This window comes from Labrys sp. Lb11 (assembly GCF_057554225.1).
Genome location: NZ_BAAJOT010000009.1, coordinates 1 through 19,724 on the forward strand (window position 1 = coordinate 1; position 19,724 = coordinate 19,724).

The window sequence follows — 19,724 nt, forward strand, 5'->3', positions numbered from 1 at the left end:
TGCGGCGCGCAGACCTGGGCTTACATGGACCCGCGCCGGTTTGAGAGGCTCAAGCGCCTGGTGCGATCGTGAGGGACCGGTGGGACGCACCAAAGGCTCGGCTGGGCGAGCTGCGCGAGGCCGGCGTCGGCGTCTGGATGTCCTGTCCGAGCTGCCACGCCACATGGACGATCGAACCGGCCGAGATCGCCGGCGACGACATGATGCCGCTCCCGGCCCTGGCGGCGTCGCAGCGCTGCGGCACATGCGGCCGGCACGGCGGTATCGATGCGTCGCCCGATCCGCAGCCGTGGGTGCGATGGCTGCGGCGCACCAAGCAGCATCATCGGCTGCCGTTCTACGCGCCGATGATCCGCGACGACGACGAGCCGCCGGCGCCCGGGTGACGCGATGGCCGCCATGTCCCGCGGCCCGGCCGGGCTCTATGGTCCACCTCCGCCGCGATCGATTCGGCTTCAACCAACTGCGCCCGCCCCATGCAGCACTATGTCGACGCCCTCGCGCTCCTGCGCAAATCCGATCCGGTCGATATGCCGAGCCGCTGGCGACAGGCCGTCGACGATGCGACGGAATTCCTGGCAGACTGGGGCGAAAGGGCCGCGGCAGGCGGATGGACCGTCGAGGAGCTGTTCGGGCTCGACGCGGTCGCGCCGCTCGCGCGCTACGACCGCATGGGCCTCATCTGGCTGCTGCGCGGCAAGCCGGTGAAGGCGCTGGATGAGCGGCACGCCAGGATCGGCACGAGTACGACCTATTGGCGCAAGCATGCCTGCCCGGGCGTGACGATCGCCGCCCTTTGATTGTGGACGTGTCGTCGCGCCCTACGGATCGGCCGGAGGGAAGTCCCGCTCGGCCCGCTGCATCAGCGTCCGCTTGCCCGGCGCATAGGGCGCGCTCGCGGGCGGCGGCGGCGCGAGGCGCTTGAGCGTCTCATTAAGCACCTCGATCCGGGTCGTCATCGCCGCCATGCCGCCCGACAGCCGGTCGAAGCCGTCCTTCATCGTGTCCGCCACCCGGTCGACCCTGGCATTGAGCGCGGCGATCGAGCCCTCGACGGCTCCGACGCGAAAGCCGAGATTTTCGATCGGGGCTGCCTTGGTTTCCACCGCCGCGAAGCGGGCCGCGACCGCCGTGGCGGCGTGCCGGCATCGGAGCGCTCGCGGACGTCGAGGGACAGCGGCAATTCGCCGAGGAACGGCACGCCGAGGCGTTCCGCCTCGTGCCGCGCCCCGCCATGGCCGAACAGGTTGGTGACGTGGCCGCAGTTCGGGCAGCTGAACGTCGACATGTTCTCGACGATGCCGAGCACCGGCACGCTCACCTTCTGGAACATGGCGACGCCGCGGCGGGCGTCGATCAGCGCCAGATCCTGCGGCGTCGAGACGATCACCGCACCGGCAAGCGGGGTGTGCTGGGCCATGGTGAGCTGCGCGTCGCCGGTGCCCGGCGGCATGTCGACGACCATGACGTCGAGCTCGCCCCAGCGCACTTCGCGCAGGAGCTGGGTCAGCGCCGACATCACCATCGGGCCGCGCCAGATCATCGGCGTCTCCTCGTCGACGAGGAAGCCGATCGACATGACCTTGACCCCATAGGCCTCCAGCGGCTTCATGATCCGCCCCTCGACGATCTCGGGCTTGCCGTGCAGGCCGAAGAGCTTCGGCATGGACGGGCCGAAGATGTCGGCGTCGAGGAGGCCGATCTTCAGGCCCTGCTGGGCAAGGCCGATGGCGAGGTTGCACGCCGTGGTCGACTTGCCGACGCCCCCCTTGCCGGAGGCGACGGCGATGACATGGGTGACGCCCGGCAGGCCCGGGGCACGCTGGGCGGCCGCCTGGGCCCGCGGCCGGCCTGCCCGCCGACATCGCCGCCGCCCATGCGCAGGCGATCGGCACGGTCGGCGGCGGCAATCACTTCGTCGAGCTGCAGGCGGTCCACGCGGTGGTGGACGAGCCGGCCTGCGCCCGGGCGGGGCTGGAGGCCGGACGCCTCCTGCTGCTGGTGCATTCCGGCTCGCGCGGGCTCGGGCCGGAAGTGCTGGCGCGCCATCCCTTCGTCCACGGTGAGGGCTTGGCGCTGGACGGGCCGGGCCGGGCCTACGTCGCCGACCACGACGTCGCCCTGGTCTTCGCCCGCCTCAACCGGGCGGGGCTGGCCGAACGCGCCGCCGGCCTCCTCGGGCTCGGCGGCCGGCCCTGGCTTGATGTGCCGCACAACCACGTTACCGTGGCGGGCGGCCAGGTCCTGCACCGCAAGGGCGCGGCGCAGGCCGATCTCGGCCTGGTGCCGGTGCCTGGCTCGCGCGGCGCCATGACCTACCTCGTCGCGCCCGATCCGGATGCGCCGGGGGCCTTGTGCTCCATCGCCCACGGCGCCGGCCGCAAGCGCGACCGCGCCTCCATGCACGGGCGGCGGCGCGACGCCGAGCGGCCCAACCCGGTCGGCAACCGCGTCATCTGCGCCGACCGCAAGCTGGCGCTGGAGGAGGCGCCCGAGGCCTACAAGGACATCGCCCGGGTCGTCGCCGACCTGGCGATGCACGGGCTCGCGCGCACCGTCGCCGTGCTGCGCCCGATCGTCACCTTCAAGACCGGGAGAGCCTGAGCATGGCCGACCTCGTTCTGATGGTGACGGCCGGCCGCGGCCCGGCGGAATGCCGCATCGTCGCCGTGCGCGTCGCCCGGCGACTGGCGGAAGAAGCGACAGCCGCCGGCCTCGGCGTAGCGCTCGGCCTGGAGCCGGGCCGCGAGGCCGCGGCCTCGGTCCTGGTCTGTCTCGGCGGCGATGGCGTCGAGGCCTTCGCCGCGGCCTGGACCGGCAGCGTGCTCTGGGTCGACGGCCGGCTGCGCGGCGGCGGGGCGCGACGCAACTGGTACGTGGCGGTGCACCGGCTTCCTCCCCCGGCAGCCCGCCCGGCGCTGTCGGACGGCGACGTCCGCTACGAGGCGATGCGGGCGGGCGGCCCGGGCGGCCAGCACCAGAACGTCACCGAGAGTGCGGTGCGCGCCGTGCATGGACCGACCGGCCTCAGCGCCATCGCCCGTGACGGCCGCTCGCAGCACCAGAACCGCAAGCTCGCCCGCGAGCGCCTCGGCGCCCTCGTCGCCGCCCTGGCCGAGCAGGCCAAGGCGGGGGCACAGCGCGCCGAGTGGCTCGACCGCATCGCGGTCGAGCGCGGCAATCCGCGGCGGACGTTCCGCGGACCGTGAGGGCAAGCCGGCGCGCCCTGCCCGCGCCGGAAGCCGCTTTGCCCACGCAGCCTGTCCGGCTTGGAGGATATCCCATCGAAGATGACATGAAACGGTGGTAGGCCGCGTCGAACGCGATCCGTCGAGTGCCCAGGGGAACCGGTTGCATGAGCGTTACTCTCGCCCAGATGAAGGCCGTCGAGGCGCTGTCGCGAACAGGCAAATTCGCCGCCGCTTTGCAACGAAGAGCACGGGACCATGAAGGACAGTTTTGATCTCGTCGTCGTCGGCGCAGGCATCGTCGGCCTCGGCACGGCGCTGGCGGCGGCGCGCAAGGGCAGGAAGGTCGCGGTCGTCGAACGCAATGCCCGGGCGGTCGGCGCCTCGATCCGCAATTTCGGCTTCGTCACCGTCTCCGGCCAGAAGGCCGGCGACCATTGGGGCCGCGCCCGCCGCTCCCGCGACGTCTGGACCGAGATCGCGCACGAGGCGGGCATCGAAATCCTGCATCGCGGCCTCGTCATGCCGGCCTATCGCCCGGAGGCGGAAGACGTTCTCGAGGCCTTCCTCGCCACGCCCATGGGCGCGGACTGCCGCACTGCGACACCGGCGGAGGCCGCCCCACCCTCTCGCGGTTGGCGGGGGGCGGACGGCGAGAGGAGCGGCGCAGCGCGCCGGCCCCTCGCACCCGCCCGTCCAGGCCTCAAACGGCCGTGAAGCCGCCGTCGATCGGCAGGGAGACGCCGGTGATCATCGCCGCGCCCTCGCTCAGCAGGAAGACGATCGGCGCGGCGATCTCGTCCTCGGTCGCCCAGCGGCCGAGCGGCATCGTCTTGAGGAACGGGTCGCGGATCTGCGGCTGGCCCCAGTAGGCGGCCGACATCTCGGTCATCACGACCGTCGGATTGACGCTGTTGACGCGGATGCCGTACTTGCCGAGCTCGAGCGCCGACACGCGCGTGATGTTGTCGAGCGCCGCCTTGGACGAGCCGTAGGAGATGTGGCCGGGCAGGGCGACGAGCGAGGCCTGGCTCGAGACGTTGACGATCGCGCCGCCCTTGCCGAGCCGGACCATCGACTGGGACGTGTACTTGGTGACCAGCAGGGCGCCGCGGGCGTTGATCGCGATCACCTTGTCGAAGATGGCGATGTCGGTGTCCATCGGGGTGGCGATCTCGCCGCCGAAGCCGCCGCAATTGACCACGCCCCAGACGTCGAGGCCTTCGAGCGCGCTGCGGATGCTCTCGTCCGAGGTCAGGTCGAACGGCAGGGTGCGGCAGCCCGTCTCGGCCGCGAGCGCCTCGAGCTTGCCGCCGTCGCGGCCGCTGGCGATGACGTCGGCGCCGGCGGCGCGGAGCTGGCGGACGGTGGCGGCGCCGATGCCGCCGCTGGCGCCGGTGACGAGGATGGGACCCTTGTCGAAATCAGGCATGTCGGGATGTTTCCTTTCGTGTGGACCAGAGCGAAAACGTTATAGAGCATGGACGGCGTTCGGATGAGCCGGATAATGACGGAACGGCCGCGCATGCCGGATCCGTGCCGCCGGGTCGAGCAGGCGGTGGAGGCCTTCCGCGTGGCGCCGCCCTCGCTGCCGGAGGAGGAGGTGGAGGAGGCGTGCCAGCTGCTGCAATGGCTCGCCGCCAACAACTTCACGCTGCTGGGCCTGCGCGAATACCGCTTCGCCTCCGCCGACATGGCCACGGCCGAGGTGGTGGAAGGGCCGGGCCTTGGCATCCTGCGCGATCCCTCGGTCAAGATCCTGCGCCGCGGCGCCGAGCTGGTGGTGATGACGCCGGAGATCCGCGAGTTCCTGCGCGAGCCGACGGCGCTGATCGTCACCAAGGCCAATGTGAAGAGCCGGGTGCACCGGCGCATCCACATGGACTATGTCGGCGTCAAGCTCTACGCGCCGTCGGGCAGGCTCGAGGGCGAGCTGCGCATCGTCGGCCTGCTCACCTCCACCGCCTATACCCGCTCGGTGCGGCAGATCCCCTATCTCCGTCACAAGGTGGCGCAGGTGCTGCGCCGCGCCGGCTTCGAATCCGACAGCCATTCCGGCAAGGCGGCGCTGCACATCCTGGAGGAATATCCGCGCGACGAGCTGTTCCAGATCGATGTCGAGACGCTGTTCGGCTTCGTCATGGAGATCCTGATGCTCTACGAGCGGCCGAACTGACGCTGAAGGCGGTGAAGCTGGCCTCGGCCCGCTACCTCGACACGTTGCCGACGCAGGGCTCCGAGCTCGGCCATGCCTTCCGCGACCTGGAGATGGAGGCCGAGGTGCACAAGCTGACCCAGGCGCTCGGGGTCGGCGCCCAGTTCGGCGGCAAGTATTTCTGCCACGACGTCCGGGTCATCCGCTTGCCGCGCCACGGCGCCAGCCTGCCGATCGGCCTCGGCGTCTCCTGCTCGGCCGATCGCCAGGCGCTGGGCAAGATCACCCGCGAGGGCGTGTTCCTGGAGGAACTGGAGCACAACCCGGCCCGCTTCCTGCCGGAGATCGACGAGACCAAGCTCGGCGGCGAGGTGGTGCGCATCGACCTCACCCGGCCGATGCCGGAGATCCTGTCGGCCTTGTCGCGGAATCCGATCCGCACCCGCGTCTCGCTCACCGGCCCGATGATCGTCGCCCGCGACCTTGCCCATGCCAAGCTGCGTGAGCGCCTGGAGGCGGGGGGAGGGCTGCCCGACTACATCAAGAACCACCCGGTCTATTATGCCGGCCCGGCGAAGACCCCGGCGGGCTACGCCTCCGGCTCCTTCGGCCCGACCACCGCCGGGCGCATGGACGCCTATGTCGACCAGTTCCAGGCGGCCGGGGGCTCGATGGTGATGCTGGCCAAGGGCAACCGCTCGCGCGAGGTGCGCGAGGCCTGCGCCAAGCATGGCGGCTTCTACCTCGGCTCGATCGGCGGCCCGGCGGCCTCGGCCATCGTCGAGGAGGTGCGGCGCCAGTTCCGCGAGCGGCCCGGCATCATGAAGGGCACGGAGAGAAGCCGGACTACGGCAAGGCCGTCGACCTTCTGACCAAGGCCGCGATCCGCGAGATGGTGGTGCCCTCGCTGCTGCCGGTGCTGTCGCCGATCGTGATCTACTTCGCGGTGCTGTGGATCACCGGCTCGAAGTCGGACGCCTTCGCCGCGGTCGGCGCCATGCTGCTCGGCGTGATCGTCACCGGCCTGTTCGTCGCCGTGTCGATGACCGCCGGCGGCGGCGCCTGGGACAATGCCAAGAAGTCGTTCGAGGACGGCTTCGTCGACGCCAACGGCCAGAAGCACATGAAGGGCTCGGAAGCGCACAAGGCCTCGGTGACCGGCGACACGGTCGGCGACCCCTACAAGGACACGGCCGGCCCGGCGGTCAACCCGGCGATCAAGATCACCAACATCGTGGCGCTGCTGCTGCTGGCGATCCTGGCGCATCATTGAGGGCAGGGCGGGCGCGCCGGGGGACCTGCGCGCCCGCTGCCCGAACGGTCCGGAATGGGGGCGAAAAGCCTTCTCCACGCAGGCCGGACGTTTCCGACCTGCTCTTCGCATGCCGATCTCGGGAACATTCGAGATCGGGGATGGGAAAGTGCCCCCGACGCAGTCGGGGCGAATCGTGTGGTCCGCGGGTCTCGCCCTTTGCCTGCCCTGCACCACCGTCGTGCCAGCCGAACACGGACTTGCACTTGCCCGCCACACCCCACCCGGCGCCGCTTCGCGGCGCCACCCTCCCCACCTTCGGTGGCTAGTGTCGGCACACAAGTCGTTCATGAGATTTCAAGCGCGACGCCAGCCGATCCCCTCCCCCTTGCGGGGAGGGGTAAGGGGGTGGGGGTCGTTGACGCAGGGCTCTTCCTACCCTGCACGACCCCCACCCTTCATCCCTCCCCGCAAGGGGGAGGGAAGACGCAAGCGTCCCGCCTCAGCCTGTCTCCGCCCCTCTCGCCCGGCCCCTAGGATGTGTGCCGACACTAGCCTTCGGTGGAGAGGGTTTTTTGTGCGGCGGCTCCTTCGGTCATCCTGGACCGCACGGAAGAACCAAGGCCTTGCCGGCGGTCAGCCAGGAAACTCGCGCGGGGACAGCGGCGCACGAGGATGCGCGGAAACGATGCTGCGGTGGGCCGTATGGATGAAGCGCGCCGCGCCTATCGCGTCGCGTCGAGGATCCGCTTGCACTCCAGCAACTCGAACAAGGCCGTCTGCAGCCGGCGCCCGGTCTCGCGACCGACCGCGTAGGGCGGGAGCGGGGCCGGAGGGGCGGGGGCGGCCGGCGGCGGCGCCGGAGAGCGGGCCGGCTCCGGAGGCGGCGTGACGCCGCGCGGCGCCGTCGGCGCGGCATGGGAGGCCGGTGCGGCGCGGCTGGCCTGGGGGGCATGGCCGGCCGGCGGAGCGGCCGCGCGCGGCGACTCGAATGCGGCAGCCTCGTCCGCCTCGAAGCCGCCGTCGTCGAAGAGGGGCGCCTGATCGAACAAGGGCTCCTGCCGCGCCGCGCCGTCGGCCTTGCGGCCGGGCAGCTCGGCCTCCGGCCAGTCCTGCCGGCGGCGGCGCTCCTCCTCGCTCTCGACGCGCGGGATGGTGGCGACGGGCGGCGCGAAATTCTCGGTCTGGGCCCGGCCCATCTCGCAGACATGCTTGAGGCCGCGCTCCTTCAGGATGCGCTGCACGCCCTTGATCGTATAGCCTTCGCCGTAGAGGTAGTAGCGGATGCCCTTGAGCAGGTCGACATCGTCGGGGCGGTAGTAGCGCCGGCCGCCGCCGCGCTTCAGCGGCTTGATCTGGGCGAAGCGGGTTTCCCAGAAACGCAGGACATGCTGCGGCAGGTCCAGGTCCTCGGCGACCTCGCTGATGGTGCGGAATGCCTCGGGTGACTTGTCCAAGCGCGCGACCCCTCACTCTATGCCGGGTTCAATCCTCGTCCTCGGCGTCGACCGTCACCCCGTTGATGCGGGCCTTGAGGATGTTGGAGGGCTTGAACACCATGACCCGGCGCGGCGCGATCGGCACCTCCTCGCCGGTCTTGGGGTTGCGCCCGATGCGCTGCCCCTTGGACCGGACGATGAACGAGCCGAACGAGGAGAGTTTCACCGTCTCGCCCTTCTCCAGGCAATCCGTGATCTCCTGCAGCACCCGCTCGACCAACTGCGCCGATTCGGTCCGTGACAGGCCAACCTTCTGATAGACAGCCTCGCAAAGATCCGCTCGTGTGACGGTATTTCCCGCCATCGCCGTCGTGCCCCCTTCATATTCTTGCGAACGCCAACCCCTTGATACTGGGCCAACTCTCGACTCTATCTCACTGGGAGGGCGACGCTATTGGTCGAAGGACGTGCGGTCAACCCGCAAACGCGCCTACCAGCGAATCAGCGCCGCGCCCCAGGTGAAGCCGCCGCCCATCGCCTCCAGCAGCACCATGTCGCCTTTCTTGATGCGCCCGTCCCGGGTCGCCGCATCGAGGGCGAGGGGAATCGAGGCGGCGGAGGTGTTGGCATGCTCGTCCACGGTCAGCACCACCTTGGAGGGCGGCAGCCCGAGCTTCTCGGCCGTGGCATGGATGATGCGCTGGTTGGCCTGATGCGGCACGAACCAGTCGATGGCCTCGAAGGGCAGGCCGACATCCTCCAGCGTGTCGTGCAGGATCTGCGGCACCATGCCGACCGCGAGCTTGAACACCTCCTTGCCGTCCATGCGCAGGTGACCGACCTGGCCGGTCGAGGAGGGGCCGCCATCGACGAAGAGCTTCGACTTGTGCCGGCCGTCCGAGCGCAGGCGCGCGGCCAGGACGCCGCGGTCCTGGATCGAGCCCTCGCCCATGCTGGCCTCCAGCACGACGGCGCCGGCGCCGTCGCCGAACAGCACGCAGGTGGTGCGATCCTCCCAGTCGAGGATGCGCGAGAAGGTCTCCGCGCCGATGACGATGGCCCGCTTGGCCGAGCCGCTGCGCAGGAAGTTGTCGGCGATGGTCAGGCCGTAGACGAAGCCGGTGCATACCGCCTGCACGTCGAAGGCGGCGCCGCCGGTGATGCCGAGATTGGCCTGAACCGTGGTGGCGGTGGCGGGAAAGGTGTTGTCGGGCGTCGAGGTCGCCAGGACGATCAGGTCGATCTCGCTGGCCGGCAGGTCGGCCGCGGCGAGAGCCCGGCGTGCGGCCTCGGTGGCGAGGTCGGAGGTGAACTGGCCCTCGGCGGCGATGTGGCGGGCGCGGATGCCGGTGCGCTGCACGATCCACTCGTCGGACGTGTCGATCCTCCCGGCCAGCTCATCGTTGGTGACGCGTTTCTCGGGCAGATAGGCGCCGACGCCGCGGACGACGGAACGGAGCGTCGCCATCAGGCGTCGTCCTCGGCCGAAGCGGCTTCGGCCAGAGCGCGGCGGTCGGGATCGAGACTTTCGGTGATCTTTCGCATGAGATCTTGTTTCACCATGTCGTAGGCGATGTCGATGGCGGACGCATAGCCCTCCGCATCCGCACCGCCATGGCTCTTGACCACGATGCCGTTGAGGCCGAGGAAGACGCCGCCGTTCACCTTGCGCGGGTCCAGCTTTTCGCGCAGGGCATTGAAGGCGCCCTTGGCGAAGATATAGCCGATCTTGGCCCAAATTGTGCGCGACATCGCCGAGCGCAGGTAGCCGGCGATCTGCTTGGCCGTGCCTTCGGCCGTTTTCAGGGCGATATTGCCGGCAAAGCCCTCGGTGACGACCACGTCGACCGTGCCCTTGCCGATGTCGTCGCCTTCGACGAAGCCGTGATAGACGAAGCCGGGCACCGGCTGGTCGCGCAGCCGGCGGCCGGCTTCGCGCACCATCTCCAGGCCCTTGACCTCCTCGACGCCGATGTTGAGCAGGCCGACGGTCGGGGCCTCGATGTCGAGCACGGCGCGGGCCATGGCCGCGCCCATCACCGCCATGTCGACCAGCGCCTCGGCGTCGGCGCCGATCGAGGCGCCGAGGTCGAGCACGATCGATTCCCCGCGCAGCGTCGGCCACAGCGCGGCGATGGCCGGGCGTTCGATCTGGGCCATGGTGTGCAGGCAGAAGCGCGCCATGGCCATCAGCGCGCCGGTGTTGCCGGCCGAGACCGCTGCGTCGGCCTCGCCCTGCTTGACCGATTCGATCGCCCGCCACATCGACGAGGTCCGCCGGCCGTAGCGCAGCGCCTGACTCGGCTTGTCGTCCATGCGGATGGCGACGTCGGTGTGGTGCAGGATCGAGACCGCGGCGACCTTGGGGTGCTTGTCGAGCAGCGGGCGCACCAGCGCTTCCTGCCCGTGGATGACGAAGCTCAGGTCCGGGTGGCGCAGCAGCGACAGCGCCGCGCCGGGGATGACCACGGAGGGACCATGGTCGCCGCCCATGGCGTCGAGCGCAATACGGATTTTTGATGCCATGTGTCGGTTGCGCGCCTCGTGCGGGTCTGTCCGACAATGTCTCCAGCCCGGGCCGGACAATAGCGGCTCGGCTCTCGGAGGCAAGGGGCTTGGCGGTCCGCCTTCGGCCGGGGAGGGCGGACGCACCGCCGTTTGCGTGCCGCCGCGATTGGAGGGATGCTGCGGCGGCAGCCCGGCGCCTCCCCCGACAAGGGAGCCGCGCCCGATCGCGAAGGCTGCCGATCGCGGAGGGTGCCATGCGGCTGCGATGCCTGTTCCCTGTCCTGCCGGCGATCGCGGCCTGCGGCAGCGCCGCTGCCGGCGCGACGGATATCGTCGGCCCGCTCGACATCAGGACGCCCCGCCGGACGACGGAGCACGATCCGTCGGCCGGCGCCCTGATCGAGACATGGCTGGCGGCCTCGCGATGGCCGGCGACGAAGCGCTTCGACCAGGAGCGCTACGAGATCCGATTCTATCGCGTCGTCTGGGCAAGGGCCGGGCGTGCCGCGCTGCATGTGCGGCTGCTGCCGCTTGCGGGCAGCGCCGAGACCCTGGCCGCCGCGCGCTGCCCCGGGCGCACCAGCCCGATCGAGGTGCAGCTCTATTACGAATGGAGCGCAGACCTCGGCAGCTGGACCTCGGTCGACGCACGCGGCGATCCGGGCTTCGCCGCCTGTCCGGAGGCGGGGGCCTTCTGGACCGCGGAGGAGATGGCCACGCTCGTCGATCCGCCGGCGCTGCCGGTGCCGCCGAGGGTCGATCCGAAGGATGTGGTGACGCCGCCGCCCGGCTCGGCCGACCGTGCGGCCCTGCTCGATGCGGTGCGGCCGATCGACGAGACGCTGTTCGGCAAGCCGATCAAGTTCCGGGTGCAGTCGATGCGGGTGGCGGCCGGCTTCGCCTTCATGTCGGTGCATCCGGAGCGCCCGAACGGCGTGCCGATCGAGCGGAGGACCTGGGACAAGGCCGTCCATGACTGCGAGCACACGCCGGATTCGGTGATGCACGAGTACTGGATGAAGAAGGTCGGCAAGACCTGGACGATCGGCCTGCGCAACGATGTCTGCGCCGACGATTCGATCGCCTGGGACGGCGATATCGTCGGCGCTCCGCCCGCGCTGGCCGGCAAGGCGAACTGGGAGGAGCGGCTCACCTATCCGCTCGAGGCGATCAAGACCGGCATCGCCCATTGAGTCCGGGCCATATCGACCGCGCGGCGGCGGTCAGGGCGTCCCCGGATCAGCCGCGCCTGGCCCGGTAGAGCACCGGCCAGTCGTCCGGCAGTACGCCGCGGCATTCGGTCATCTCGGCGTGCTCGATCAGCTGGAAGGCGGTGCCGTCCCAGGCCCATTCGGAGGCCGTGCCGCAATCGCCGATGCCCTCGCCCTTGACGAAGGCCGAGACGCTCATGCCGTCGCTCGCGAGGCCGAGATTGGTGGCGATGCCCGGCCCGGCGTCCGGCTGTCGCCCCGGCAGCGGGAACACGGCCGGCCGCGGCGCACCGTCGCCGACGATCCAATAGGCGTAGTCGATATTGTAGGCGCCGGCGCCGCTGCACACGCCCCACAGCGTCAGCGTGTCGGAGAGCCCGATGCGCGAGTCCGGGAAATTGGCGTCGCAGCCGCTGTCGGCCGGCGGCGGAGCCACGCCTTTGGGCCGGCGCGGGACCGGCGGCTTGAGCTCGGTGAGCTTCACCGCCTTGACCACCGGCGCCGCCGGAGCGGCGGGGATCGAGGAGGCCGGCGCCGTCCCCTTGCGGGTGAGCGCCGTCACCGTGCCGATCCGCTTCTGCGCATCGTCCATGAAGAGGAGGGCGGCGGCTGAGCCGGCCAGAGGCACCGTCTCGCTCGCGCCGGGCCTGCCGCTCTCGATCACGGTGACGGTGAGGCTCGTGGCGTTGCTGAGCGCCGCGATGGCGGGCAGTGCCGCGGCCCCTTCCAGCGTGCCGGTGACGAACTGGTCGTCGGCGCGCAGCTTGAGCGCGCCGTCCAGCCCTGCCGGCAGGGTGCCGCCGGCCAGGGCGAGCCGGAGCGAAGGCGCCTTCGGCGTGTCCTGGCCGGCGACGACGATGTCGAGGCGCGGCTGGTCCTCGGCGCCGGCGCCGCGGCTGATCTTGATGTAGGCGCCCTTGTCGGTGTCGGAGATCATGCCGAGCGCCGTGCAGGCCCGCAGGTTGTCGCAGCCGACCGCCCAGTTCTTGAACTGCTTCAGCGGCGGCACGGCGGCCGCGGTGACTGGAGGAGGGGCCGCGGCCTGGCCTTCCGGCGGCAGTCCGGTTCGCTGGATGGTGATGACCCGGATGTCGGAGGTCGCGCAGGCGGTGTCGCGGCAGATGCCGTTCAGCCAGATCTCGCCCCGGCCCAGCATCAGGCCCTGATAGTTCGCCATCATGCTGTCATAGGCCTGGTCGCGCACGGCCGCGACGATGTCCGGGGTGACGATGTCGTCGAACTGCGCCGCGAACTGCCGGGCTGTTCTGACGACGGTCCTGCGGCCCTTGACCTTGACGGTGATGGGATAGCCGACCAGCGCCGCGAAGCCGGCGGCGTCATGGTCGCGCAGGGCCTGCTGCAGGGTCGCGACGGCCTTGCGGTACGCGTCGTGGTCGCCGAGGGCCTGGTCGACCGCTTGGTCCTGCGCCCGGTCGCCCGCCTTGTCCTGGCCGCGCGCCGGGCCGGCGATGCCGATGAGAGCGCAGAGCGCGAGGGCCGTCGCAAGCCGCGGGGTGTTCGCCATGATCCGTCCTATGGAGCTGTGGGCCGGTGCGTGCGGCCGGGCGGCCACGCGGCGCCATGCTGCCAAATCGCCGATCGGAAGGATACCCGTGCGGCAGGCGAGGCGACGTTTTCAACGGCAGAGCGGGGGCGTCAGCACTCCACCGCGTTGACGGCGAGGCCGCCCTGCGAGGTCTCCTTGTATTTCGACTGCATGTCGGCGCCGGTGGCGCGCATGGTGGCGATGACCTGGTCGAGGCTGACCTTGTGGGTGCCGTCGCCGTGCAGGGCGAGGGAGGCGGCGGCGATCGCCTTGTTGGCGCCGAAGGCGTTGCGCTCGATGCAGGGGATCTGCACCAGCCCGCCGATCGGGTCGCAGGTCATGCCGAGATGGTGCTCCATGCCGATCTCGGCGGCGTTCTCGATCTGCTCGTTGGTGCCGCCGAGCGCGGCGGCGAGCCCGGCCGCGGCCATGGAGGCGGCCACGCCGACCTCGCCCTGGCAGCCGACCTCGGCACCGGAGATCGAGGCGTTCATCTTGAACAGGGTGCCGATGGCGGCCGCCGTGAGCAGGAAGTCGTCGGCGCCGGCCTCCGAATAGTCGCAGAACTCGCGGTAGTAGCGCAGCACCGCCGGGACGATGCCGGCGGCGCCGTTGGTGGGTGCGGTGACGACGCGCCCGCCGGCGGCGTTCTCCTCGTTCACCGCGATGGCGAACAGCGACACCCAGTCCATGACCTGGTGCGCCGCCCGCACGTTGCGGCTGCGGTCCGCCGTCAGCCGGTCGTGCAGCGCCTTGGCGCGGCGCTTCACCTTCAGGCCGCCGGGCAACTCGCCGGCCTGGGCCATGCCGCGGTCGATGGCGGCGTCCATGACGGCGCGGATGCGGGCGAGCTTGCCGCGCACCGCGTCCTCGGACTCGCGCGCGGTCTCGTTCGCCATGACGATGCCGGCGATGGAGAGGCCGTGCGCCTTGCCGATGACCAGGAGGTCGGCGCCGTTGCGGAAGGGGTGAGGCACGGCGGCAGCGGCCGCGTCCGCGGCCTCCTCACCTTCGGCCATCACGAAGCCGCCGCCGACCGAGAAATAGAACTCGGTGAGCATGGCCTTGCCGTGCTCGTCATAGGCGGTGAAGGCGAGGGTGTTGGGATGGCCCTTGGCCGGGGTCTTGCGGTCGAACACCACGTCGCGCTGCCGGTCGAAAGCGATGGCGCGCCGCCCGCCGATCGACAGCATCTTCTCGTCGGTGGCGTCGGCGATGATCGCCGGGGCGGCATCCGGATCGATGGTCTCCGGCACCTCGCCGGCGAGCCCGAGGATCACGGCGGTGTCGGTGGCGTGGCCGTGGCCGGTCCAGGCCAGCGAGCCGTAGAGCACGGTCTCGATGCGGCTGACATGGTGGAACAGGTGCTTGCGGCGCAGCGACTCCACGAAGCGGTTCGCCGCCCGCATCGGCCCCACCGTGTGCGAGGACGATGGACCGATGCCGATCTTGAAGATGTCGAACACGGAGATCATCGTCGCGTCGCTCCCTCCGCCGGAGCCGGCGCCCATCCTGCGGGCGCGATCCTCCGGCAAACCCCAGATCCCGGCGGACAGTCGCGGGCCGGCCCCTGCATTCCGGTCCGCGACTGTCCGCCGAAGGGCGAAGACTCCGGGCGTCTTGCGACCCGGCTGTCGCATCAGCCCTAGCACGCGACACCTTGCGCCGCGAGGCGCGAATTGCTACCCCAAAACCGACGTCGGTTTCGCTTCGCATGAGGCCCCTCCGCCTTGCCTGCCGGCCTTCCGGCGGCTATGCCATTGGAGCCGATGAAGCGGGCGCGACCGCGTCCGACGGCATGCCCTTGTAGCTCAGCTGGTAGAGCAGCGGTTTTGTAAACCGAAGGTCGCGGGTTCAAGTCCTGCCGGGGGCACCACTTCCAAGGATCGTCGCGGGTTCAAATCCCGTCCGGATCATCCTACATCTGAGGAGGGAGGGCCGGTCGTCTCCGGCCCCGCAACCCTGCCGCCAGGGGCCGCGATGACCGTTTCGATCGCCTTCGACAACAGCTATGCCCGCCTGCCGCCGGCCTTTCACGCCCGCGTGCTGCCGACGCCGGTGTCGGCGCCGCGGCTGATCAAGCTCAACCGCCCGCTCGCCCTCGAGCTCGGGCTGGATCCCGACGCGCTGGCCTCGCCGGCGGGCGTCGAGATGCTGGCCGGCACCAGCGTCCCCGAGGGCGCCGAGCCGATCGCCGCGGCCTATGCCGGGCACCAGTTCGGCAGCTTCGTGCCCCAGCTCGGCGACGGGCGCGCGATCCTCCTGGGCGAGGTGGTCGGCCGTGACGGCCGGCGCCGCGACATCCAGCTCAAGGGCTCGGGGCCGACGCCGTTCTCCCGGCGCGGCGACGGTCGGGCGGCGCTCGGGCCGGTGCTGCGCGAATACCTGGTCAGCGAGGCCATGGCGGCGCTCGGCATCCCGACGACCCGCGCGCTCGCGGCGGTCGCCACCGGCGAATGGGTGCGGCGCGAGCAGGCGCTGCCGGGGGCGGTGCTGACCCGCGTCGCCTCCAGCCACATCCGGGTCGGCAGCTTCCAGTTCTTCGCCGCACGCGGCGACGAGGCCTCGGTGCGGCGCCTGGCCGACCACGTCATCGCCCGGCACTATCCGGAAGCGGCCGAGGCCGCCAACCCCTACCTCGCCCTGCTGGAGGGCGTGGTGGCGCGTCAGGCCGACCTGGTGGTGCGCTGGATGCTGGTCGGCTTCATCCATGGGGTGATGAACACCGACAACATGTCGGTGGCCGGCGAGACCATCGACTACGGTCCCTGCGCCTTCATGGACGCCTACGACCCGGCCACGGTGTTCTCCTCGATCGACGAGACCGGCCGCTATGCCTATGCCAACCAGCCCGGCATCGCCCGCTGGAACCTGGCCCGGCTGGCCGAATGCCTGCTGCCGCTGCTGGGCGAGGACCAGGAGGCGGCGGTGGAGCAGGCGAACGCGGCGCTCGCCGCCTTCGTCGAGCGCTTCGAGCGCGCCTATCTCGACGGGCTCAGGGCCAAGATCGGGCTCCGGACGGCTGAGGACGACGACCTCGCCCTGATCCGCGACCTGCTCGGGCGCATGGCCGCCGGCAAGGCCGACTTCACGCTGACCTTCCGGCGCCTCGGCGACGCCGCCGTCGACGCCGGGGCGGACGCGCCCGTGCGGGCCCTGTTCGAGGAGCCGGCATCCTATGACGACTGGGCCGTCCGCTGGCGCCTCAGGCTCGCGGCCGAGCCGGGCGGCGGCGCGACGCGCCGGGAGGCGATGCGCGCCGTCAACCCCGCCTTCATCCCACGCAACCACCAGGTCGAGGCGGTGATCGCCGCCGCGGTGGAGAGCCGGGACTTCGCGCCCTTCGAGGACCTGCTCGACGTGCTGTCGGCGCCCTACGCCGACCGGCCGGCCCTGGCCCGCTATGCCGACCCGCCACCGCCGGCCGAGCGGGTGTACCGGACCTTCTGCGGCACCTGAGCAGGCCCGGCTGCGGCCGAATCGCGCGCAAGCGGGCCGGCCATGCGAAAAGAGGCGCAGGGAGCGCCTCTCCCGGCGGGCGAGGGGGCCCGTCCCGCGTCGGGGCGGGCGCTCGGCGGTCAATCCCGAAGTGTCGGTTCCACCCGCGGCATATTGGCGTTGCCAAACGATTTCGACATCCGTTCATCTTCCGTATAGGCTTAGCGAACTATTATATCCGACAGGTCGGCCGATCTCCGGCCGAGTCCGTCCTTCGTCTGAGATCATGGCCCCCCCTCCCTCCAGCGTCGGCGCCGCCGATGCGTCGAACTTCGCCGCTCTCTCGTCCGCGGCTGCGCCCAGGCGCGCTGTCTCCGTCCCCGACACCGTCCTCAAGGGCATCGGCTTCATCCTCGGCTCGACGCTGTTCTTCTGCGCCGGCGACGTCCTCGCCAAGATGGCCGCGGCGACGCTGCCGGCCGTCGAGGTCACCTGGCTGCGCTACCTCACCTTCGCGATGATGGTCGTGCCGGCCGCGCTGATCCTGAACGGCCGCGCCGCCTTCAAGACGCAGCGGCCGGGCCTGCAGGGGCTGCGCGCCATGGCCGTGGTGTGCTCGTCGGTGCTGTTCGTCGAGGGGCTCAAATACCTCCAGGTCGCCGAGGCGACCGCGATCAACTTCGTCTCGCCGATCTTTATCATGGCCCTGTCGATCCCGATCCTCGGCGAGAAGGTCGGCCCCTATCGCTGGGCCGCGGCCGCGGTGAGCTTTCTCGGCGTGCTGGTGGTGGTGCGGCCGGGGACGAGCGCGTTCCAGACGGCGGCGCTGTTCCCGCTGTGTTCGGCCATGATCTGGGCGACGGCGGCGGTCGTCACCCGCAAGATGAGCGCCGAGCGGCCGGAGGTGACGCTGGCCTGGACCGCCGTCGGCGGCTTCCTGGTCCTGTCGCTGGTCGCGCCGTTCGAATGGCGCGTGCCCACCCTGGCCGAGGCCGGGCTCGGCATCCTCACCGGCGTGTTCTCGACCATCGGCCACTGGCTGCTCGTCAAGGGCTACCGGCTGGCGCCGGCCTCGATCCTGGCGCCCTTCACCTATGTCCAGCTCCTGTTCGCCACCGTGCTCGGCCTCGCGGCGTTCGGCGTGATCCCGAGCTTCTGGACCATCGTCGGCGGCCTGGTGATCGCCGCCAGCGGCCTCTACACCGCCCACCGCGAGCGGGTGCGCCGCGCCGAGGCCTTGCGCCGCGGCTGAAGAGGACGCCGCGCGCGGATCACGCGGGAGGGGGCGGAACCGGCCGGCGGCCGACAACCACGCGCGGGACGTGGCCGCAGGCATAGAGGCACTGCGGCTGCTTTCGCTGCGATGGAAGGATGCGCTTCACCCCACGGGCGTGGGGAACACCGCTGGTGCCCGAATGCGTCGATCTGCGCGACGGTTCATCTCCACGCCCGTGGGGAGCACTCTTAGGCGTCGTCCGCGAATAAGTGCTCCGGGCGCGACGCCGGCCGGTCCCCTCCCCCTTGCGGGGAGGGGTGAGGGGCTGGGGGGCGTAGACGTAGGGTTCATCCTATCCTGCACGACCCCCACCCTTTCATCCCTCCCCACCCATCTCGGGTGTTCCCGAGATGGGCAGACAAGGAAGGCAAGTCGGAAACATCCGACTTGCCGGGGGAGGGAAGACGCGGGCGTCGCGGCAAGTCCGGCATGGAGCCCATCTCGCCCACAGGGGGGCTTCACAAAATAGAGGTGAAGCACTTATTCCCGGACGCAGCCTTACTGCAAAAGCTTGTTTCCACTGCTTTTTCACGATGTCAAGGAACGCACCGCCGATCCGGCTTTGTTCCAACGGCAGAATGCTGTGGCGGCGCGTCAAGGCGACCGGGGCTGAACGCAGGCCGAAACCAGCCGGCGAGCCGGGCTATCGGCCCTGTCCGAGCAAAGGCTCCGCCGGGCTGGATTCACGAGCCGACGGCGACGCGGTGACCACGGTTGCGTGCCCGGCGGCGGAACCGACGCCCGGGCGGCGTGCGGTCCACGCCGCCGCCATGGCAGGTTCAAGATCGGGCGAGCGCATCGGCGAACATCGTGCCAGACTGTCCCCGGGGCGAGGCAGTGTGGCCTCGCCCGAATGGGAGGACCGAGCGTGACCAGCGACCAACCGAAGACCGCCGCCGCCTCGCGCATCTCGCTCGTCGTCTCCGACGTCGACGGCACCCTCGTCACTCATGACAAGACGCTCGCGCCCTCGACGATCGCGGCGGCGCGGCGCCTGCGCGAGGCCGGCATCGCCCTGGCCGCCGTGTCGAGCCGGCCGCCGCGCGGCATGGCGATGCTGGCGGAGCCGCTCGGCCTCGACCTGTTCGGCGGCTTCAACGGCGGGCGCATCGTCGACCGCGGCGGCCGCATCGTCGAGGAGCACGACGTGCCGGCGGAGGCGGCCCGCATGGCGATCCCGGCGTTGCAGGCGGCCGGCGCCGACATCTGGGTCTTCGCCGGCGACCAGTGGCTGGTCACCAACCCGGCCGGCGCCTATGTCGCGCACGAACAGCGCACCGTCCGGTTCGACCCGACGGCGGTGGCCGATTTCGAGGGACATCTCGACCGCATCGGCAAGATCGTGGGCTCTTCCAACGACTTCGACGGCCTTGCCCGCGTGGAGCAGGAACTCTCGGCGGCCCTCGGGCCGCTCGCCTCGGCCCGGCGCTCGCAGCGCTACTATCTCGACGTGACCCACCCGACAGCCGACAAGGGCCACGCCGTCCGCGCCTTCGCGCGGCACTGGGGCGTGCCGGTCGAGGAGGTGGCGGTGCTCGGCGACATGGCCAACGACCTGCCGATGTTCGCGGTCGCGGGCCTCGCCATCGCCATGGGCAACGCCCCGCCCGAGGTTCAGGCCCGCGCGCACGCGGTCACGGCCTCGAACGACGCCGACGGCTGGGCGCAGGCGATCGAGGCGCAGGTGCTGCCGCGGGCGCCGGCGCGCTGA

General features: G+C 70.8%; 18 protein-coding genes, 1 tRNA gene and 3 pseudogenes. 13 read left to right on the forward strand and 9 right to left on the reverse strand.

Annotated elements, in window-relative coordinates:
* Window positions 1-68 precede the first annotated feature (68 nt).
* Together AC27L4_RS28820 and AC27L4_RS28825 are read left to right on the forward strand one after the other, a co-directional pair.
* Window positions 69-386, forward strand: a complete 318-nt coding sequence (locus AC27L4_RS28820) for a hypothetical protein (RefSeq protein ID WP_487144520.1) — start codon at window positions 69-71, stop codon at window positions 384-386.
* A 90-nt stretch (window positions 387-476) separates the two neighbouring features.
* On the forward strand, window positions 477-800 hold the full coding sequence (locus AC27L4_RS28825) for a hypothetical protein (RefSeq protein ID WP_487144519.1): 324 nt from the start codon (window positions 477-479) through the stop codon (window positions 798-800).
* 21 nt (window positions 801-821) lie between these two features.
* Here the strand turns inward: AC27L4_RS28825 and AC27L4_RS28830 are convergent, their stop codons facing one another.
* Together AC27L4_RS28830 and AC27L4_RS28835 are read right to left on the reverse strand one after the other, a co-directional pair.
* Complete coding sequence (locus AC27L4_RS28830) at window positions 822-1,001, reverse strand: hypothetical protein (RefSeq protein ID WP_487146070.1); 180 nt, start codon at window positions 999-1,001, stop codon at window positions 822-824.
* Between the two features lie 116 nt (window positions 1,002-1,117).
* Window positions 1,118-2,014, reverse strand: a pseudogene (locus AC27L4_RS28835) (Mrp/NBP35 family ATP-binding protein); the annotation flags it as partial.
* Here AC27L4_RS28835 and AC27L4_RS28840 point away from each other — a divergent pair.
* The 3 genes from AC27L4_RS28840 to AC27L4_RS28850 all read left to right on the forward strand — a co-directional run bounded on the left by AC27L4_RS28840 (window position 1,924) and on the right by AC27L4_RS28850 (window position 3,905).
* Complete coding sequence (locus tag AC27L4_RS28840) at window positions 1,924-2,604, forward strand: RtcB family protein (RefSeq protein WP_487146382.1); 681 nt, start codon at window positions 1,924-1,926, stop codon at window positions 2,602-2,604. The pseudogene AC27L4_RS28835 and the gene AC27L4_RS28840 sit on opposite strands and share 91 nt — an antisense overlap.
* Window positions 2,605-2,606: 2 nt before the next feature.
* A complete protein-coding gene (prfH, locus tag AC27L4_RS28845; protein ID WP_487146071.1) occupies window positions 2,607-3,209 on the forward strand; it encodes a peptide chain release factor H in 603 nt (200 codons plus the stop codon).
* Window positions 3,210-3,446: 237 nt separating this feature from the next.
* Window positions 3,447-3,905 (forward strand): FAD-dependent oxidoreductase, encoded by a 459-nt coding sequence (locus tag AC27L4_RS28850; protein ID WP_487146072.1) that lies wholly within the window; start codon window positions 3,447-3,449, stop codon window positions 3,903-3,905.
* Here the strand turns inward: AC27L4_RS28850 and AC27L4_RS28855 are convergent.
* Entirely contained in the window at window positions 3,892-4,620 is a 729-nt protein-coding gene (locus AC27L4_RS28855; protein ID WP_487142885.1) for an SDR family oxidoreductase, read from the reverse strand. The genes AC27L4_RS28850 and AC27L4_RS28855 overlap by 14 nt on opposite strands.
* A gap of 447 nt (window positions 4,621-5,067) precedes the next feature.
* Between AC27L4_RS28855 and AC27L4_RS28860 the strand changes: the two genes are divergently transcribed.
* The 3 genes and pseudogenes from AC27L4_RS28860 to AC27L4_RS28870 form a co-directional block, all read left to right on the forward strand.
* A complete protein-coding gene (locus AC27L4_RS28860) occupies window positions 5,068-5,364 on the forward strand; it encodes a hypothetical protein (protein WP_487146383.1) in 297 nt (98 codons plus the stop codon).
* A pseudogene (locus tag AC27L4_RS28865) lies at window positions 5,352-6,113 on the forward strand (fumarate hydratase C-terminal domain-containing protein); the annotation flags it as partial. The gene AC27L4_RS28860 and the pseudogene AC27L4_RS28865, both read left to right, overlap by 13 nt.
* Window positions 6,108-6,616, forward strand: a pseudogene (locus AC27L4_RS28870) (sodium/proton-translocating pyrophosphatase); the annotation flags it as partial. The pseudogenes AC27L4_RS28865 and AC27L4_RS28870, both read left to right, overlap by 6 nt.
* Window positions 6,617-7,320: 704 nt before the next feature.
* Here AC27L4_RS28870 and AC27L4_RS28875 read toward each other — a convergent pair.
* The 4 genes from AC27L4_RS28875 to plsX form a co-directional block, all read right to left on the reverse strand.
* Window positions 7,321-8,052, reverse strand: a complete 732-nt coding sequence (locus tag AC27L4_RS28875) for a MerR family transcriptional regulator (protein ID WP_487146073.1) — start codon at window positions 8,050-8,052, stop codon at window positions 7,321-7,323.
* A 28-nt stretch (window positions 8,053-8,080) separates the two neighbouring features.
* Window positions 8,081-8,398 (reverse strand): integration host factor subunit alpha, encoded by a 318-nt coding sequence (locus AC27L4_RS28880; protein WP_487146074.1) that lies wholly within the window; start codon window positions 8,396-8,398, stop codon window positions 8,081-8,083.
* Between the two features lie 126 nt (window positions 8,399-8,524).
* Window positions 8,525-9,502, reverse strand: a complete 978-nt coding sequence (locus AC27L4_RS28885; protein WP_487146075.1) for a beta-ketoacyl-ACP synthase III — start codon at window positions 9,500-9,502, stop codon at window positions 8,525-8,527.
* Window positions 9,502-10,560: a phosphate acyltransferase PlsX gene (plsX, locus tag AC27L4_RS28890; protein WP_487146076.1), complete on the reverse strand. Its 1,059-nt coding sequence runs from the start codon at window positions 10,558-10,560 to the stop codon at window positions 9,502-9,504. Before plsX ends, AC27L4_RS28885 begins: the two co-directional genes overlap by 1 nt.
* A 236-nt stretch (window positions 10,561-10,796) precedes the next feature.
* Here plsX and AC27L4_RS28895 point away from each other — a divergent pair, with 236 nt between their 5' ends.
* Window positions 10,797-11,735, forward strand: a complete 939-nt coding sequence (locus AC27L4_RS28895; protein WP_487146077.1) for a hypothetical protein — start codon at window positions 10,797-10,799, stop codon at window positions 11,733-11,735.
* A 46-nt stretch (window positions 11,736-11,781) separates the two neighbouring features.
* On the opposite strand, the gene AC27L4_RS28900 is transcribed toward AC27L4_RS28895, so the two are convergent.
* Entirely contained in the window at window positions 11,782-13,278 is a 1,497-nt protein-coding gene (locus tag AC27L4_RS28900; RefSeq protein WP_487146078.1) for a DUF1176 domain-containing protein, read from the reverse strand.
* Between the two features lie 131 nt (window positions 13,279-13,409).
* On the reverse strand, window positions 13,410-14,774 hold the full coding sequence (locus AC27L4_RS28905) for an L-serine ammonia-lyase (protein ID WP_487146079.1): 1,365 nt from the start codon (window positions 14,772-14,774) through the stop codon (window positions 13,410-13,412).
* 325 nt (window positions 14,775-15,099) lie between these two features.
* On the opposite strand from AC27L4_RS28905, the gene AC27L4_RS28910 reads away from it, so the two are divergent.
* From AC27L4_RS28910 to AC27L4_RS28925, 4 genes are all read left to right on the forward strand, one after another.
* A tRNA-Thr gene (locus AC27L4_RS28910) sits at window positions 15,100-15,175 on the forward strand.
* A 104-nt stretch (window positions 15,176-15,279) separates the two neighbouring features.
* Window positions 15,280-16,758, forward strand: coding sequence for a protein adenylyltransferase SelO (locus AC27L4_RS28915; protein ID WP_487146080.1), 1,479 nt, complete (start codon window positions 15,280-15,282; stop codon window positions 16,756-16,758).
* A gap of 265 nt (window positions 16,759-17,023) precedes the next feature.
* A complete protein-coding gene (locus AC27L4_RS28920; RefSeq protein ID WP_487146081.1) occupies window positions 17,024-17,989 on the forward strand; it encodes a DMT family transporter in 966 nt (321 codons plus the stop codon).
* Window positions 17,990-18,881: 892 nt separating this feature from the next.
* Window positions 18,882-19,724, forward strand: coding sequence for a Cof-type HAD-IIB family hydrolase (locus AC27L4_RS28925; protein WP_487146082.1), 843 nt, complete (start codon window positions 18,882-18,884; stop codon window positions 19,722-19,724).